12 protein-coding genes are annotated in these 18684 nt (G+C 66.7%); 6 read left to right on the forward strand and 6 right to left on the reverse strand.

Going from position 1 to position 18684, the window contains the following annotated elements; genetic code table 11:
• Positions 1-25: 25 nt before the first annotated feature.
• The 6 genes from hfq to CWC60_RS02070 form a co-directional block, all read right to left on the reverse strand.
• On the reverse strand, positions 26-274 hold the full coding sequence (hfq, locus tag CWC60_RS02045; protein ID WP_109792384.1) for an RNA chaperone Hfq: 249 nt from the start codon (positions 272-274) through the stop codon (positions 26-28).
• A gap of 175 nt (positions 275-449) precedes the next feature.
• On the reverse strand, positions 450-1337 hold the full coding sequence (locus CWC60_RS02050; protein WP_109792385.1) for a D-amino-acid transaminase: 888 nt from the start codon (positions 1335-1337) through the stop codon (positions 450-452).
• Positions 1338-1355: 18 nt separating this feature from the next.
• A complete protein-coding gene (locus tag CWC60_RS02055; RefSeq protein ID WP_109792386.1) occupies positions 1356-2816 on the reverse strand; it encodes a TrkH family potassium uptake protein in 1461 nt (486 codons plus the stop codon).
• Between the two features lie 17 nt (positions 2817-2833).
• Entirely contained in the window at positions 2834-4210 is a 1377-nt protein-coding gene (trkA, locus tag CWC60_RS02060; protein WP_109792387.1) for a Trk system potassium transporter TrkA, read from the reverse strand.
• Between the two features lie 54 nt (positions 4211-4264).
• Positions 4265-5659 (reverse strand): nitrogen assimilation response regulator NtrX, encoded by a 1395-nt coding sequence (ntrX, locus tag CWC60_RS02065; protein WP_109792388.1) that lies wholly within the window; start codon positions 5657-5659, stop codon positions 4265-4267.
• 7 nt (positions 5660-5666) lie between these two features.
• The gene (locus CWC60_RS02070; protein WP_109792389.1) at positions 5667-7946 is read right to left on the reverse strand and encodes a sensor histidine kinase NtrY-like; all 2280 of its coding nucleotides are present in this window, start codon (positions 7944-7946) and stop codon (positions 5667-5669) included.
• 131 nt (positions 7947-8077) lie between these two features.
• On the opposite strand from CWC60_RS02070, the gene CWC60_RS02075 reads away from it, so the two are divergent.
• The 6 genes from CWC60_RS02075 to CWC60_RS02100 all read left to right on the forward strand — a co-directional run bounded on the left by CWC60_RS02075 (position 8078) and on the right by CWC60_RS02100 (position 18546).
• Entirely contained in the window at positions 8078-9877 is a 1800-nt protein-coding gene (locus CWC60_RS02075) for an acyl-CoA dehydrogenase family protein (RefSeq protein WP_206419725.1), read from the forward strand.
• A gap of 7 nt (positions 9878-9884) precedes the next feature.
• On the forward strand, positions 9885-10976 hold the full coding sequence (locus CWC60_RS02080; RefSeq protein WP_109796382.1) for a sensor histidine kinase: 1092 nt from the start codon (positions 9885-9887) through the stop codon (positions 10974-10976).
• Between the two features lie 106 nt (positions 10977-11082).
• Positions 11083-13362, forward strand: a complete 2280-nt coding sequence (locus tag CWC60_RS24235; RefSeq protein WP_109792391.1) for an NADP-dependent malic enzyme — start codon at positions 11083-11085, stop codon at positions 13360-13362.
• Between the two features lie 73 nt (positions 13363-13435).
• Positions 13436-15625 carry a PAS domain-containing sensor histidine kinase gene (locus CWC60_RS02090; protein WP_109792392.1) on the forward strand — a complete coding sequence of 730 codons (2190 nt, stop codon included), beginning with the start codon at positions 13436-13438 and terminating at the stop codon, positions 15623-15625.
• A gap of 124 nt (positions 15626-15749) precedes the next feature.
• Positions 15750-16853, forward strand: a complete 1104-nt coding sequence (locus CWC60_RS02095) for an amidohydrolase family protein (RefSeq protein ID WP_109792016.1) — start codon at positions 15750-15752, stop codon at positions 16851-16853.
• Positions 16854-16863: 10 nt separating this feature from the next.
• A complete protein-coding gene (locus CWC60_RS02100; protein WP_164516278.1) occupies positions 16864-18546 on the forward strand; it encodes an N-acyl-D-amino-acid deacylase family protein in 1683 nt (560 codons plus the stop codon).
• The last annotated feature ends 138 nt before the right edge of the window (positions 18547-18684 follow it).

The raw sequence follows: 18684 nt of genomic DNA on the forward strand, positions 1-18684 counted from the left end.
AGCCGGCGCCCGCCGGAGAGCGCGGTCAGTCCGGCTGTCCCGGCACACCCTCGAACAGGTCGATCGGATGGGCCGGCATCACCGTCGAGATGGCGTGCTTGTAGACCAGCTGCACGTGAGCGTCGCGCCGCAGCAGGACGCAGAAATTGTCGAACCAGGTGATGATCCCTTGCAGCTTCACGCCGTTCACCAGGAAGATGGTCAGCGGAATCTTGTTCTTTCGAACGTGGTTGAGGAAGACGTCCTGCACGTTCTGTGGACGTTCGCTTGCCATGTGCGTCGTTCCTATTGTTCTTGCGCCGGCAGAAACGCGCCGACGGTGATTTGCCTTCGGCCCGGATACGAAGCCGATATGTATTCAGATTTTCTACTCCCACAACTGGATATCTGGGGAGCGGCGCGTTTCCGAGCAAGTCGAAACGCGCTGGTCGCGACATTGGTACGCGATGTCACGCTACTGTCATGCCAGCCGCCGCTTCCGTGTCCGATCCAGCCACATAGCGTTCGAACATGTCAACCACGCGCGAGGACACACTGCCGGGACGGCCGTTGCCGATCTCGCGGTCGTCAACGCGGACCACGGGCAGCGCCATGCCGCTGGCGCTGGTGAGAAAGACCTCCCGCGCGGTCTTCAGTTCCTCGACGGAGAAGGGCCGTTCCTCGATCTCGATATCCGTTTCCCGGGCCAGCTTCATCAGCGCCAGCCGGGTGATCCCGTTCAGGATGTCGCTGGAGGCCGGCCGGGTAACCAGGCGGCCCGACTGGTCGACGATCCAGGCGTTGGTCGAACTGCCTTCCGTGATCATGCCGTCACCGTCGACCATGAAGGCCTCGTAGGCGCCGGCCTCACGTGCGGACTGCTTGGCCAGGCAATTCGGCAGCAGCGACACGGTCTTGATGTCCCGCCGGGTCCAGCGCTGGTCCGGCACCGTGATCACGGCCACGCCCTCGGCGGCGGCCTTGCGCCGGGCATCGGCGGCCTTGGGCCGGGCATAGATGACGACAGCTGGCTGGGCGTCCCGGGGAAAACCGTGGTCGCGCGCCGCGACGCCGCGGGTGACCTGGATATAGACGAAGCCGTCGCGCACGCGGTTGCGGCGCACCACCTCCTCGATGACCAGGTTCAGCGCCCGATCGGACATCGGCCGGTCGATGCGCAGTTCGCGAAGGCTGCGCGCCAGCCGCTCGACATGGCCAACGCCATCGATCTGCCGGCCGTCGACGATGGGGATGACCTCGTAGACGCCGTCGGAAAACTGGTAGCCCCGGTCCTCCACGTGGACGGCGGCGGACTGGTGCGGCACGTACTGGCCGTTGACGAAGGCAATTCTGGTCAAGTCAGCAATCCATCGATTTCAGCGCCCCCAGAACGAGGGGGAAAACAGGCCGAGCAGCGCGAGCAGTTCCAGCCGGCCGGCCAGCATGCCCGCAATGATAGCGATTTTCGACACCGGATCGAGTTCGCCGATGGCCACCGCTTCGACAGTGACATAGGTGGCGGCGGGGCCAGCGTTGCTGAGCGCGCCGACGGCCAGGGCCAGCGCCGTCGCCAGGTCATGGCCATCCAGATCGATCACCACCGCCAGGATGGCCACCGAGAGCATGAACAGCATCAGGAAGTTCCATGTGGCGCGCAGCACCGGCGGCTCCACCCAGTAGCCGCCATAGGTCACGATGGTGACCGCATTGGGATAGGACAGCCGTGTGAGTTCCGCCCCGCCCTGGCGAATCAGCAGCGCGAAGCGCATCAGCTTGAAACCGCCGGCGGTCGAGCCTGCAGCGCCCCCCACCATCATGATCATCAGCAACAGGATCGACAGCGGCGTCGGCCAGGAGCCCGTGATGATGCCCTGATCGGTCTCCAGACCGAAGAAGCCGGTGGTCGAGGCGACCGCGGCCACTGCGAAGATTGCCTGGCCAAGGCTGCTGGCGAGATCCAGTTCCGTCATGCCCCAGATGATGAGACCCGCCATCAGTGCGGAGATGCCGCACAGCCGTCCGAAGGCGCGGATCTCCGGATCCTCGCGGTAGACCCTGAAGCGGCCGTGGAACGCCGCCCAGTGCAGGGTGAAGTTCAGCGCCGAGCCGAGCATGAAGACGACCAGGACGCCCTGCGCGAAGGATGACAGGCCTGCGACGCCGTTCGTGCTGGTGGTGAACCCGCCGGTAGAGACGGTGGACATGGCGTAGCAGACGGCATGAAAGGCCTGGACGCCGGAAACCCACAGCAGGACCGCGCAGGCCAGGGTGATGATGACGTAGACCCACCAGACCGCCGACAGGGTGTCCTTCAGCCGCGCGACCAGGGTGTTCGCATCGCCTGAGGGGATGGCGCTGCGGTAGACCGCCAGACCGCCCAGACCGAACAGGCCCAGCAGCACGACCGCCAGCATTATCGTCGCCAGACCGCCGATCCACTGCAGTTCGGCGCGCCAGAACAGCATCGAACGCGGCAGCAGCTCCGGCGTGGCGAAGACGCTGTAGCCCGTCGTGGTCAGGCCCGACATCGCCTCCAGATAGCCGTCCAGCGGCCCAACCAGGTTGGCGAAGGGAATCGCGCCGAACATGGGCAGCACGGTCCAGATGAGGCAGGCCAGCAGAAATGCTTCCCGCCGCCCCGCTGCGCGCTGTCTGCCGCCGAGCGAGGCGAGGGTCAGCGCGCCGCCGAACATGCCCGTGATCAGGATGGTGGTGAGAAAGACCGGCCAGGTGCCGACCTCCCCATGGAACAGGGCGATACCGATCGGGAAGATCATGGTCAGGGCGAAGATGACCATCGACCAGCCGAGAACCGACAGCACCGCGGTCAGCGCCATGGCTCAGGCCCCGGGCATCAGAAGAACCGCAGGCCCGCAGACAGCATGCTCTCCAGCTTCTTCACGCTCTCGCGAAGCGCGAACAGGATCACCCGGTCCTTGCGCTGGATCACCATAGAGCCCCGCGGCTTGAGCACCTGGGGGCCGCGTACGATCGCGCCGACGATGACGCCTGCCGGCAGCTCCACTTCCCGCAGCGGCTTGCCGATCAGCAGCGAGGTTTCCAGCGCCTCGGCCTCCATCACCTCGGCGGCGCCGTCGCGGATCGAGTAAATACGCCGGATCCGGCCACGGCGGACGTGCTGCAGGATCGACGAGACGGTGGTGGCGCGCGGGTTGACGGCCACGTCGATGCCGAGCGAGCCGACCAGCGCCTCGTAGGCCTTGTTGTTGACCAGGGCGATCGCCTTCTCGCAGCCGAGCTGCTTGGCCATCAGTGAGACCAGGATGTTGGTCTCGTCGTCGTTCGTCAGCGCCACGATCGCGTGGGCGTTGGAAATGTTGGCTTCTTCGAGGAGCTCGGCGTCCAGGGCGTCGCCGCAGAGCACAACAGCGCTTTCGAGGCGATCCGCCACGAACTCCGCCCGGCTGCGGTCCGATTCGATCACCTTCAGGTTGACCCGGTCCTTCTCCTGCTCCAGATCGCGCCCCAGCACCAGCCCGATATTGCCGCCGCCCACGATGACGATGCGGTGGGCGTCGTGCTCCTCGTGACCGAACAGCGGCATGGCGCGGCGCGCATGCTGGGTGTCGACCACGAAATAGACGTCGTCGCCAGGCAGCATCTGGTCGGTCGGCGACGGCACGAACAGCTTCTCGCCGCGGTTGATGCCGGTGACGATGATGTTGAGATTCGGGAAGAGTTCCGTGAGCTGCCGCAGCGGCTGATGGGCGATCGGGCAGTCATCCTCGATGCGCACGCCGATCATGCGCACCCTGTCGTCCGCGAACGGCAGCATGTCGAAGGCGCCGGGCATGTGCAGCGCGCGGTTGACCGCGTGGGCCACCTCCACTTCTGGCGAGATGATGGCGTCGATCGGCATGTGTTCGCGCGTGAACAGATGGCTGAACGACGGCCGGAGATAGTTCTGCGCCCGGATGCGGGCGATCTTTGTCGGCACGTTGAAGATCGAATGGGCCACCTGGCAGGCGACCATGTTGACCTCGTCGGCGAAGGTCACGGCGATCAGCATCTCAGCGTCCGCCGCGCCGGCGCGGTCGAGCATGTCCGGGTGGGAGGCGAATCCCACCAGGCCGCGCACGTCGTAGGCCTCACTGATCCTCCGGATCAGTTCGGGCGACTGGTCGATGATGGTCACGTCGTTCTGTTCTTCCGCCAGATGGCGGGCGATGTTGGAGCCGACCTGACCCGCGCCGCAGACGATCACTTTCATGGCGCGGACGTTAGCCTGTTTCACGCGGGTGCGGAACAGCCCTTAAATGCCGGTTCAGCGGGCGCCGCGTTCCCCGCCCACGCCCAGCAGTTTCAGCTTGCGGTGCAGGGCCGACCGTTCCATGCCGACAAAGGCTGCGGTCTTGGTGACGTTGCCGCCGAAGCGTTCGATCTGGGCCAGCAGGTATTCGCGCTCGAAGACCTCGCGCGCTTCTCTCAGCGGCATGGCCATGATCTCCTGGCTGGTTTCCGGCCTGAGCGTCGCCGCCGCCGGGTTGGTGATCTCGACCGGCAGCATCTCGACGGTGATCGGCGCGCGCGCCTCGCCCGGCGCCATGATGAGCAGCTGTTCGACGACATTGCGGAGCTGGCGCGCATTGCCCGGCCAGTCATAGGCCTGCAGCGCCGCCATCGCGGCCTCGTCGATGGTGCGCGGCGTCAGCCCGGCGCTGTCGGCGCTGCGCTGCACGAAATAGCGCGCCATGGCCGGGATATCCTCCCGCATCAGGCGTAGCGGCGGGGTCTGGATCGGCACCACATTGAGGCGATGGAACAGGTCGCGGCGGAAGCGGCCGTCATCGGCTTCCACCTGCAGGTCGCGGCTGCTGGACGACAGGACCCGCACGTCAACACGCACCGGCCGGCCGCCGCCGACGCGCTCGAAGGTCTGATCGAGCAGGACGCGCAGGATCTTGTTTTGCGTCTGCTCCGGCATGTCGGAGACCTCGTCCAGGAACAGCGTGCCGCCGTGGGCCTGTTCCAGCAGGCCGATCTTGCGCGAACGCACCTGGCCCCCGGCCGGGGCCTCTTCGCCGAACAGCTCCAGTTCCATGCGCTCGGGTTCGATCATGGCCGCGTTGACCACCACGAAGGGCCCGCCGGCACGCTTCGACAGAGCGTGGATCTGGCGAGCCACCACCTCCTTGCCGGAGCCCGAAGGCCCGCTGATCATCACCCGGCTGTTGGTGGGCGCCACCTTCTCGATGGCCGCCCGCAGGGCGCTCAGCGGCTGGGAGGCGCCGATAAGAGCCGCATCGCCGCCGGCGCGGACCCGCAGCTCCGCGTTCTCCCGCCGGAGCCGCGAGGCCTCCAGCGCCCGTTCGGCAATCAGCACGAGGCGGTCGGTCTGGAACGGCTTCTCGATGAAATCATAAGCGCCGCGCTGGATGGCGGCGACGGCGGTCTCGATGTTGCCGTGGCCGCTGATCATCACGATCGGCACGTCGGGCGCGCGTTCCTGCATCATGTCGAGCAGTTCCAGCCCGTCAAGGCGGCTTCCCTGCAGCCACACGTCCAGAACGATCAGCGCCGGAGCGCGGTCGCCGACCGCCTCCAGCGCCTCGTCGGCAGTACCGGCGACCCGGGTCTCGTATCCTTCATCGGACAGGATGCCGGCGACCAGCATCCGGATATCGGCTTCGTCGTCGACGATCAGGACGTCAAGGGCCATTGCTTTCCTAACCGCTGTCTCCGTCGGCACGGAGCCGTTCCTCACCCTGGTCGGCCAGCGGGAAGACAAGCGTCACCGCGGCGCCAGGGCCGGTTGCCCGATCGCCCAGATGCAGGGAGCCGGAATGATCTTCCATGATCTTCCGCACGATCGCGAGGCCCAGACCCGTGCCCTTATCTCTCGTGGTCATGTAAGGCTCCGTCAAGCGGTCCCGCTCCGAAACCGGCAGCCCGATGCCGTTATCCGTGACTGTGATCACCACACCGTCACTGTTGCAGGAAAGCTTCACTTCCACGACGCCCAATTCGTCGCACGTCTCGCGCGCTTCGATCGCCTGCACTGCATTGAGCAGCACATTCGTCAGCACCTGGGCGACCTGGCGGCGGTCGCAGGGCAGCGGCGGCAGGCCGGCCTCCAGATCCATGCGGAACTCGACCGACGGGTTCGCGACTTCGACGGCGAATACCGCCTGCCGCACCAGGTCGGCGACCGGCTCCGGCCGCATCACCGGCGCAGGCATGCGGGCGAAGGCGGAAAATTCGTCGATCATGCGGCCGATGTCGCCGACCTGGCGCACAATGGTGTCGGTGCACTGCAAGAAGATTTCCCGGTCGGTCTCGATCTGCTTCAGGTACTTGCGCTTCAGCCGCTCGGCCGAAAGCTGGATCGGCGTCAGCGGATTGCGGATCTCGTGGGCGATGCGCCGCGCGACATCGGCCCAGACGGCCATGCGCTGGGCGGCGACCAGATCGGTGATGTCATCGAAAGTGACGACATAGCCCAGAACCTCCCGCTCGCGGCGCTCCGCACCCACGCGGACGAAGAAGGTCTTGGCGTTGCCGTCCCGGATGATGGTGATCTCCCCCTCCGCCAGGCGGTGCGGGCGCTCGCGCGCGGCCGCGAGCAGATCCGCCATCTCGGGCACCGCCGATTCCAGCGGATGCCCCACCAGATCGTCCTGCTTCAGCGACAGCAGCCGCAGGGCGGACCGGTTGGGCAGGTCGACGACGCCGTTGTGATCGGTGCCGATCACACCCGCGGTGACGCCGGACAGCACCGTTTCCATGAACCGCCGGCGTTCGTCCAGCGTCCGGTTGGCCTGCACCAGGGCCGCCTGCTGGCTCTCGAGCTGCCGCGCCATCCGGTTGAAGGTCCGGCCCAGCATGTTGATCTCGTCGTCCTCGTCGGAAGTGACGACGCGGGCCTGCATGTCCCCCTCGCGCAGCTTCTCGGCCGCGCCGACAATGTCGCCCAGCCGGGTGGAGAGGCGGGTCGAGAAGTTCAGCGCCAGCCATACCGCGGCCAGCATCAGCAGCACGGTGACGACGCCGAACAGGAGCACGAACGTCAGCTCGAAACTGAACCGTTGCGCGGCCAGCCGCTCGTAATCGGTGGCGGCCTGCTGCGCCCGCTCCACCTGTTCGGCGACGCGCGGCTCGACGAAGCGGGCGACGTAGAGATAGGCGCGATAGGTGCCCAGAAAGCCGGTCAGCTGAACCAGCGCGCCGGCCTTGTCGTTGGCCGTCAGGTCGATACTCCCGCCCACCGGCTCGTCCGCGGGCAGCGCGACGACCGCGCCATCGTCGGCGGCCTCGATGGCCGAGATCGGGATCTGCTCCGCGAGACTGTCGGAGGCCAGGCTGGTCTGCGCCAGGACCTGGCCAGAGCGGTCGAAGACGATGGCCTCGCTGAGGCCGCGGGCGCCGGCCTGAGTGATCAGCAGACGGGTCAGCAGGGCTGTGTCGTCCTGCACTTCGGGGGCGACGCGGTTCAGATCCTGCGCCATCGCCAGGACGTCGGCGCGGATCGTGGCGCGGTGTTCCTGAATCAGCGACCGGGCGACTGCGACCGATTCCGAAACCGCCTTCTGGGCGCGGTCGCTGAACCAGCCCTCGATCCTGAGGTCGAAGAACAGTGTGGAGAAACCGGCGACCAGCAGCGCGGGGATTACTGCGGCGGCGGCGAACAGGGCGCCGAGACGCATGTGCAGCCCCGCCCCGGCGCGGCCGTCGCGGTGGGCGATCCAGATGCGGGCGACCCGTCCCACGATCGCGACGACCAGCAGCAACAGCACGACGATGTCGAAGACGACCACCCCGGCCGGGATATCGCGGAGGCTGGAAGGCGGCTCCGGCGAGCCGAACAAGGCGGCATAGGTCGCCGCACCAGCAATCAGGGCCAGGGCGGCCAGGGTGAACACGCCCGCGCGGCCCGGTCTGAGTCCCAGTATCCACGCGCGCAACCGGCCCAGGCGGCGCGCGTCCACCTTTTCGGCAGCCTCGGTCATCTCGCCCGCACAGCCCGTTTCATGGCCTCGACTATAACCCCTTCACGGACCCGACGCGCGACCGTGGAATTGCGGCCGCCGGCGATGCCGCACGCTTGATCTGTCGCCCGCCGGGGGCGATGCTGTCGGCCATGAACATACAATCCTCCAATACCTCGGCCCCGGCCGCATTCGGCCATATGCAGAGGCGCGGCGCGATCGGCAATCTGGCCGACGACGTCCGCGGCGCCAACTTCTTCGAAATCGACGCCTCGCTCCGGTCGCTGCTGACCCTCTACTGCCCGGAAGAGCTGCGCAACCACATGTGGCCGCACTGGCGGAACCTCGGCGAGCTGGCGGGCGGGAGGCTGGACGAACTGGCCGACATCGCCGACAAGCATCCGCCCGTCCTTCATCCGCGCGACCGCTTCGGCCGCGACCAGGAGTGGATCGAGCATCATCCCGCCTACCGGGAGATGGAGGAGATCGCGCTGGGCCGTTTCGGCCTGCACGCCATGAGCCACATGCCCGGCGTGCTCGGCTGGCCCGACAAGGTGCCGCCGATCGCCAAGTACGCCTTCACCTATCTGTTCGTACAGGCGGAATTCGGCCTGATGTGTCCGATAAGCCTGTCGGACACCGGTCTCTACATGATGCGCCGCTATGGCGACGACTTCATTCAGGAGACCTACGTCAAGCGCATGCTCACTCAGGATCTGTCGACGCTGATCAAGGCGTCCCAGTTCATGACCGAGAAGCCGGGCGGCTCCGACGTCGGCCAGGTCGAGACGGTGGCGCGGCGGGAGGATGGCGGATGGCGGCTCTACGGCGAGAAATGGTTCTGCTCCAACCCCCATGCCGACGTGGCCCTGCTGCTGGCGCGGCCCGAGGGCCGGGAAGCGGGCACGAAAGGCCTGGGTCTGTTCCTGATGCCGAAGATCCGGCCCAACGGCGAACGCAACAGCTATCGGATCGTGCGCCTGAAGGACAAGCTGGGTACCAGTTCAATGGCCTCCGGCGAGATACTGATCGAGGGTGCCGAGGCGTTCGCGCTGGGCGACGTCAACAGCGGCCTCAAGCAGATGATGGAGCAGGTCAACCTGTCGCGCCTGTCGCACGGTGTGCGGGCCGCGGCGATGATGCGGCGCTGCTGGAACGAAGCTCTGGCGGCGGCGCGCAGCCGCATCGCCTTCGGCCGGGCCGTCGCCGACATGCCGCTGGCGCAGCGGCAGCTGATGAAGCTCCTGGTGCCGACGGAGCAGGCGCTCAGCATGTACGCCTATACCGCCGAGGCGATGGGCGCGGCGCAGGCCGACGATGCGGAGGCGGCGACGCGGCTGCGTATCCTCACCGGCCTGTTCAAGTTCCGCGCCTGCCGCGACAATCCGACGGTCGCGACCGGCTCCATGGAGATCCGCGGCGGCAATGGCTACATTGAGGACTTCGTCAACGCGCGGCTGATCCGCGACGCCCAGATCGGCCTGCTGTGGGAAGGCACCAGCAACATCAACGGCCTGGACGTGCTCAACCGCGCCGTTGCGAAGGTCGGTGCACACCGGAGGCTGGCCGACGACCTGGCCGCGCGGCTCAAGGCCTCCAACGCCCTGCCGCCCTCGCTTCGCGAGCAGGCCGGGGACTGCCTCGATCGCGCCACGGCGATGGCCGAGGAAGTCGCACACCGCGGCGACGAGACCCAGGCGCGCAAGGTGGCGAGCGCACTCTATCACGCCACCACGGCGGCGCTGATGGCCTGGGAGGGCGCGACGCTGGGCGGGCGCGGCGACGATGCCCGCCGCATGCTGCTGTCGCGGCTGGTGATCGAGAAGCGGCTGCTGCCCGAGGATCCGCTGGCGCCGGAGAGCGGCGATTTCGGGCAGGCCGCCGCCGCGGCGCTGCTCGACGACGCGCCGGTGACGCTGGACCGTGCGGTCGAGTTGCTGGCACTGCCCTGAGAACGACATGAGAGGGTCCCCCGGGAGATCGTATCTGCTGGATGCGGACCGCAATCCGATCATCCGGTTCCAGCGCCAGTTGGTGGAAAGCCACGGTGTGCTGCGAAGCGCCGTGCTGACCACCGCCGGCTTCACCATCGTCTCCGTCGTCGTCAGCCTGATCTGCTACGAGATCCTCGGGATCGACTATCTGAGCTACCCGATCGCGATCGTGATGCCGATCGTGCTGCCGGTCGTGACCGGATTTCCGACGACCTTCATCATCCACCTGCTGGTTGGCGTGACGCTGGAGCGTGAGCGGCTGGCCCAGGCGCAGCAGCAGGAACTGGCGGAACTGGCCTGGGAGGCGGCCGAGCAGCGCAGCGCCGCCGAGGCGGCCAGCCGCTCCAAGTCGGCGATGCTGGCGAACATGACCCATGAACTGCGCACGCCGCTGAACGCCATCATCGGCTTCTCGGACGTGCTCAAGGCTGAAGGGGTCGACGGACTGGACGGCGAACGGCTGCGCCAGTACGCCCTGGACATCAACCTGAGCGGGCGGCACCTGCTGGAACTGGTCAACGACCTGCTGGAACTGGCGCGGCTGGAGCGCGGCAACCGCGACTTCTATCCCGAAGCGATCGACCTGGGAGAGAAGATCGCCGAGGTCTGCCGCATCATGCGCGAGCAGGCCGCCTCGGCCGGGGTTGCGTTGTCGGCCGAACCGGGCGGCGCCCCGGTCATTGCCCTGACCGACGACCAGACCCTGCGCCAGATGCTGCTCAATCTGATCTCCAATGCCCTGAAGTTCACGCCCCCGTGCGGCGAGGTCCGCCTGATTCCGGAAATGCGCGCAGGCCACCCGTGCGTCAGCGTGCGCGACACCGGCATTGGCATCGCAGAGGATGACCGCGAACGCATCTTCGATCCCTTCAGCCAGGTCGACAATGACTTCACCCGGCGGAAGACCGGGAGCGGCCTGGGGCTGGCGCTGGTCAAGACCATGATCGAGCAGCAGGGCGGGCGGATCGAGCTCGAAAGCGCGCCGGGACAGGGTTCGACCTTCCGGCTGGTCTTCCCCGAGGCCGTCGAGCAGGCCGGTTCCCAGGCCGCGGATTGACCGTCGCCAACGCCGCGACAGAAATCACCTTCCCGCCGGCGGGGGCACGTGTCTATTCTCGATGCCCCTGCCTCAAGACGAAATCCCAGTTCCGCAAGGTCCGAACATGAGCGACGAACGCAACAAGAGCCTCAATCAGGAGGCGCTGCTGTTTCACACCACCGGCCGCCCCGGCAAGATCGAGGTGGTGGCCACCAAGCCGGTGGCGACGCAGCGCGACCTGTCCCTGGCTTACAGCCCCGGCGTCGCCGAGCCCTGCCGCGTGATTCACGCCAATCCCGACATGGCCTACGACTACACCGCCAAGGGCAATCTGGTGGCCGTGATCTCCAACGGCACCGCCGTGCTGGGCCTCGGCGACCTGGGCCCGCTGGGCGCCAAGCCGGTGATGGAAGGCAAGGCGGTGCTGTTCAAGCGCTTCGCCGACGTCGACGGCATCGACGTGGAACTCGATTCCACCGACGTCGACGAGATCATCAACACGGTCCGCGTCATCGCGCCGACCTATGGCGGCATCAATCTGGAGGACATCAAGGCGCCGGAGTGCTTCATCATCGAGCAGCGCCTGCGCGAGATCCTGGACATCCCGGTCTTCCACGACGATCAGCACGGCACGGCGATCATCGCCGCCGCGGGCCTGATAAACGCCTGTGAACTGACCGGCCGCCAGCTGTCCGACTGCAAGATGGTGGTGAACGGCGCCGGCGCCGCCTCGATCGCCTGCATCGAACTTGTGAAGGCCATGGGCATCGGCCATGACAACGCCATCATGTGCGACAGCAAGGGCGTCATCTACAAGGGCCGCGAAGACGGCATGAACCAATGGAAGTCGGCGCATGCCGCCGATACCGACGCCCGCACTCTGGAAGACGCGATGGAAGGCGCGGACGTCTTCTTCGGCCTGTCCGTCGCCGGCGCGGTGACCAAGAAGATGGTCGCTTCCATGGCCGCCAAGCCGATCATCTTCGCCATGGCCAACCCGGATCCCGAGATCACGCCCGAGGATATCCAGGAAATCCGCGATGACGCGATCATCGCCACCGGCCGGTCCGACTATCCGAACCAGGTGAACAACGTCCTGGGCTTCCCCTACATCTTCCGCGGCGCGCTGGATGTCCGCGCCCGGACCATCAACGAGCAGATGAAGATCGCCGCCGCCGAGGCGCTGGCCGATCTCGCCCGGGAGGACGTCCCCGACGAGGTCGCCCGCGCCTATCGCGGCACGCAGCTTCAGTTCGGTCCCGAATACATCATCCCCACGCCCTTCGACCCGCGCCTGATCAGCGCCATCCCCCCGGCGGTGGCCGAGGCGGCGATGGCCAGCGGCGTGGCCCGAACCCCGATCGTGGACATGGAGCAGTACACCCACGAACTGAAGGCGCGCCTGGATCCGACGACGGGCATCCTGCAGATGATTCTCAACCAGGTGCGCGCGGCGCCCAAGCGGGTGGTCTTCGCCGAGGGCGAGGAGGAGAAGGTGATCCGCGCCGCGCTCGCCTTCAAGCAGGAGGGCTATGGCGAACCGATCCTGATCGGCTACCCGGAGCGCGTGAAGGCGAGCCTGAAGACCATGGGCCACGACCCGGAGGAGCTGACCATTGTCAGCGCCCGCGACTACGACCGCCGCGACATCTACTACGACTATCTCTACAAGCGCTGGCAGCGCCGCGGCCTGCTCTACCGCGACTGCCAGCGGATGGTGAATACCGACCGCAACATCTTCGGCGCCTGCATGGTCGCCCATGGCGACGCCGACGCCATGGTGACCGGCGTCACGCGGCGCTTCTCGGTGGCCTATGACGACGTCCGCCGCGTGATCGATCCCAAGCCGAGGGCGCGCGTCTTCGGGCTGTCGATCATGCTGGCGCGCGGGCGTACGGTCTTCATCGCCGATACTTCGGTACATGAATTGCCGAGCTCCGTGGAACTGGCCGACATCGCCAGCCAGGCGGCCGATTTCGCGCGCCGGCTGGGGCACGAGCCACGGGTGGCGATGATCGCCTTCTCGACATTCGGCAACGCGCCGCACCAGGCTTCCGAAAGGATCAACGAGGCGGTGTCGCTGCTGGAAACCCGCGACCTCGATTTCGAGTTCGACGGCGAGATGTCGGTCGACGTGGCGCTCAATCCGGAACTGATGGAGCTCTACCCGTTCTGCCGCCTCTCGGGGCCTGCGAATGTCCTGATCATGCCGGGTCTGCAATCCGCCAACATCGCCTGGAAGCTGCTGCAGTCGCTGGGCGACGCCACCACTGTCGGGCCGCTGCTGATCGGTCTTTCCCAGCCCGTCCAGGTGGTCCCGATCGGATCGACCGTGTCCGATCTGGTCTCGATTGCCGCGCTGGCGGCCTATGACGCGGAGCAGGCGAACCGCTCTCCGCTCTGATCCGGCGGCCCGCGGGCGCGGCAGTATCCGCTTAAGGCTACGTTTACTGAAGTGGACCTAGGCTGGACATGACATGTCTCAGCCAGGCTCAGAGAAGTACGTCAGTAACGGCGCCGAGTGGCCTTCGCCACCGTCGGGCGGCGTGCTTCACCTGGCTTCCCTGCTGCTGCTGGCCTGTTCCGTCGCCGCCGTGACCACGGTTCTCGTGCTGGTCTTTGGCGGCGCGGCGGCCCGGCAGATGGTGATCTTTCTGGCGGTCGCCGCCGGCGGAATGGCTGGCTTTGTCGGCAACCTGATCGTCACCGAGTACCGTCGACGACAGTTCGCCGGCCGCATCTTCGCGGAACTCCGGCAGCTCTGCGACGGCGTCGCCGTCTACGGTCCCTCGGGGCAGGCCCTCGCCCCGGCCGGCGGCGCGCTGGCCGATCTGCCGGGCGTCGACCACCGGACTTGGCTGGCCGGCAATCTCGCCGCCGCGCCCTTCCTGCTGGAGAGCGAAAAGCCCTCGACCGAACCGGATGCGCCAGCGCGCTTCGCGGCCGGCGGAACGGCGCGCGTGGTGCTGAAGGGTCCCGGCGGGCTGGTCCTGCGACTGGCTCAGACGCGCACCGCGCTGGGGCCGACGCTGCTCCTGGCGCACGACATCAGCGCCGACCGCGCCCGCGAGAAGGACGTGCAGGCGAGCGAGCGCAAGTTCTCGGAACTCGCCGACGTCGCTTCCGACTGGATATGGGAAACGGACCACGAGCACCGCTTCACCTTCGTCTCCGACCGCTTCGAGAAGCTGACCCGCCTGCCCGTGGGCAAGCTGGTGGAGCGCCGCCTGATCGAAATCGCCGACGTCCGCGCGGCGCCGGTGGATATCCGGGCCCTGCTCAAGCACATGCAGGAGCAGGATTCGTTCTCCGACATCATCATTCCGCTGCGGCTCGCCGGACCCCATGGCCAGCTCTGGATACGCTTCGCGGGACGGCCCAACATCGATGACGAAGGCCGCTTTCTGGGCTTCCAGGGCGTCGCCGCGGACGTCACCAAGGAATACCACGCCGAAGCGACCGCCGAGGAAGCGCGGCGGACGCTGCGCGACGCCATCGAGAGCGCATCGGAAGGCCTGGCGATCTACAGCGCCAATGGCGACTTCGTCATGTGCAACCGCAAGCTGGCCAACGACTTCGCGGCGGCCGGGCACCTACTGCGTTCGGGCGGCACGCTGACCGGCCTGATCACCGAACTGCTGCGCACGCGCCAGCTCAGGGTGCCTGAAATGTCGCCGAAGACTGCGACCGCCTCGGTGATGGCGGAGATCGACAGCGCCCACATGCGCCGCGAATTCCTGTCCTCGAACAACCGCTGGTTCCGCATCAGCGCCAACCGCAGCGCCGACGACGGGACGGTTCTGGTATTCACCGACATATCCGAGGACAAGGCGCACGAGGCCGAGCTGGCGGCGAAGATCGATCAGCTCGAGACGGTTCAGACGGAACTGCTGCAGCAGAAGGAGACGCTCTCCAACCTGGCGGAGAACCTTTCTGCGGCCCGCAACGAGGCGGAGGCGGCCAACCGCGCCAAATCCGAGTTCCTCGCCGCGATGAGCCATGAACTGCGCACGCCGCTGAACGCCGTCATCGGCTTCTCCGAGGTGATGCAGTCCGAAAGCTTCGGCCCCCTGGGAAGCGTCCGCTACCGCGAATACGCCGGCGACATTCTGGAATCCGGCCGCCACCTGCTGACGCTGATCAACAATATCCTGGATCTGTCCAAGGCGGAGGCGGGCCGGCTGGAGCTCTACCCCCAGGCGGTCATGGTCCGCGACATCATCGACGCCAGCGTCAGGATCGCCTGTCCGCGCAGCATGAAGACCGAACTGGCGGTGCTGATCAATCCGGACGCCACCGAGATCATCGCCGACGCCCAGAAGCTGAAACAGATACTGATCAACCTGATCTCCAACGCCGCCAAGTTCACGCCCGACGACGGTTCGATCCGGATCAGCGCCGTTCGCCGCGGCGGCCTGACAGAGATTTCGGTGGCCGACACCGGCATCGGCATGAAGCCCGAAGACATCCCCGGGGCGCTGACCGCCTTCCGTCAGATCGACAGTTCGCTGGGCCGAAAATACGAAGGCACCGGGCTCGGTCTGCCGCTGGCGCGCCGCTTCGCCGAACTGCATGGCGGCAGCCTGGAGATCGACAGCACCCTCGGCGAAGGCACCACTGTCGTCGTCCGCATCCCCGATCACGTCGCCCGCGCCGCAGTCGCCTGACGCTGCGCCGACCCCCCTGCGTCAGCGGACGGGGCGGCATGTGCCAAAGCGTGCTGACACCTCCCCACGCGGCCCCTAGGATGCTCCAAAACAAGAATATGCGATCCAAGGGGAGGACTGCGCCATGAGCATCACGCCGATTTCCGCCGATTCTCACATCACCGAGCCGCCGGACTGCTATTCCGCGCGCATCGACAAGGCCTGGCGTGAGAAGGCGCCGCATATCGTCAAGGACCCGAAGTTCGGCGAGGTCTTCGTCATTCCCGGCTTCGACAAGCCGATCCCGATGGGGCTCGTGGCCGCCGCGGGGCGGGATCCGAAGGATCTCAACTTCAACACCCAGAACTACGGCGACCTGCATCCGGGCGGCTACGATCCCAAGGCGCGGCTGGCCGACCAGGATCGCGACGGAATCTTTGGCGAAATCATCTATCCTTCGGTCGGCATGATGCTCTGCAATCATCCAGACTTCGACTACAAGAAGGCCTGCTTCGACGCCTACAACATCTGGCTGCAGGAGTATTGCGACTTCGCCCCCGGCCGGCTGTTCGGCATGCCCCAGATCGCGATGCGCACGGTAGACGAAGGTATCGCCGACCTGATGGACCTGAAGGCGCGCGGCTTCCGCGGCATCATGATGCCGGGCGAGCCGGCGGTCGCCGACTATGACGACCCCATCTACGATCCATTCTACGAAGCCGCGGTCGACCTGAAGATGCCGCTGTCGTTCCACATCCTGACGTCGAGCAACGCCGCCGCCGGCCGCACGCGGGGGCCGCGGATCAACTCCTTCCAGTCGATCATCCGCGGCAATCAGGACATCCTGGGCACCTTCATCTTCGGCGGCGTCTTCGACCGGCATCCGGACCTGAAGATCGTCTGCGTCGAGGCCGACGCCGGCTGGGCGCCCCACTGGATGTACCGCGCCGACCACGCCTACAAGCGCCACCGTTACTGGATGAAGTGCGACGAGCTGCAGCGCCTGCCGTCCGAGTATTTCCTGGAGCACATCTACCTGACGTTTCAGGACGACTGGTCGGCCTTCCAGATGAAGGATCTGCTGAACGTGGACCGCCTGATGTGGGCCAACGATTTCCCCCATTCGGACGCCACCTGGCCCTGGTCGCAGGAGATCCTGGCAGAGCAGACCGTCAATCTGTCCGATCACGAAAAGCAACGCATCCTGCGCGACAATGTGCGGGAACTCTACGACCTGCCGATCCAGTAGGAGGCGGAAGATGCTCGATCTCAAGATCACCAACGGAACCATCGTCGACGGCACCGGCGCGAAGGGCTGGAAGGGCGATATCGGCGTCAAGGACGGCCGGATCGTCGCCATGGGCAAGGTGGACGGGGACGCCGAGCGCACCATCGACGCGAAGGGCCATGTCGTCGCGCCGGGCTTCGTCGACATCCACACCCATTACGACGCGCAGGTCGTCTGGGACCGGATGCTGTCGATCTCGCCCTGGCACGGCGTCACCACGGCCGTGATGGGCAATTGCGGCTTCGCTGTTGCGCCGACGCGGCGCGAGCACCGCGACCTGATCATGCGCACGCTGGAGAACGTCGAGGGCATGAGTGTGGCCGCACTGACGAGCGGCCTGGGCGACTGGGGCTTCGAGAGCTTCCCGGAGTATCTCGACGCGCTGGAGAAGCTGGGCACCGCGATCAACATCAGCGTCTTCTGCGGCCACACGCCGCTCCGGCTCTACGTCATGGGCGAGGAAGCGACGGAGCGCGAGGCCAACGCCGACGAGCTGGCTGAAATGAAACGCCTCGTCGAGGAGGCGATGGACGCCGGCGCCATCGGCTTCGCCACCTCCAAGGCCGTGACCCATACGGGCTACGCCGGACGGCCCGTGCCGAGCCGCCTCGCCTCCATGCAGGAGATCGAGACGCTGGCCGGCGTGCTGGGCGAGAAGGACAAGGGCATCCTGCAGGCCACCATCGGCCGCGAGCTGTTCATCCCGGAATTCGAGCGGATTGCGCGCCAGACGGGCCGCCCCGTGACCTGGACCGCCATGCTGGCGGGTACGCAACTCGCCGACGGCACCGCGGAAGAGCATCTCGAGCGCACCCGGGAGCTGAAGAACCAGGGCCTCGACATCGTGCCCCAGGTCACGCCGCGGGCGCTGATGTTCGAGATCCAGATGAAGGCGCCCTTCATCTTCGAGCCCGTCTCGGTCTTCAAGCCGGTGCGCGGCGCCAGCTTCGAGGAGAAGAAGCGCCTCTACGCCGACGCGGACTTCCGCGACGCGTTCCGCCACAAGCTGTCGGGCAATATCCGTCCCGGCTTCCAGCGCAGCTTCGACATGACCATCATCGCCGACGTCCCGGGCCATCCCGAACTGGCGGAGATGACCCTGGCGGATGCCGCCGCCCAGGCCGGCAAGCATCCGACGGATTTCATGCTCGACATCTCCCTGTCGACCGATCTGGAGGCGCGCTTCCGCATGCCGGTGGCGAACCATTTCGAGGACGAAGTGGAGCCGCTGTTGAAGGACGGCAACACGGTGATCGGCCTCTCCGACGCCGGGGCGCACGCCAGCCAGCTCTGCGACGCCTGCCTGCCGACGCATCTGCTCGGCCGCTGGGTGCGGGAGAAGAAGGTCTTCTCCATCGAGGAGGCCGTGCGGATGCTGACCAGCCGACCGGCGGAGGTCTTCGGCATCACCGACCGGGGCACACTGGCCGAGGGCCGGCCCGCGGACATCGTGATCTTCGATCCCGAGACCGTCGGCTGCGGACCCGTCCAGCGTGTCTGGGATTTTCCGGCCGGCGCAGACCGGCTGATCTCGGAAGCCGACGGCATCGACGCGGTGATTGTCAACGGCACCGTAATCCGGCAGGACAATGCCGACGCCGTGGACCCCAACGGTCCCCTTCCTGGAAACCTGCTGCGTGGTGGACATGCCTGACACGACGAACCCCGACAACAAGCCGGCGCCGAAGGACTGGACGCCGGAACTCGACGAACTCCATCTCCGCGAGGAGATGACCGGCGGCATGGGCGGCCCCGACAAGGTGGCCCGCCAGCACGCCGGCGGACGGCTGAC

It is taken from the genome of Minwuia thermotolerans (assembly GCF_002924445.1).
In the GTDB taxonomy this organism is placed as follows: Bacteria; Pseudomonadota; Alphaproteobacteria; order Minwuiales; family Minwuiaceae; genus Minwuia; species Minwuia thermotolerans.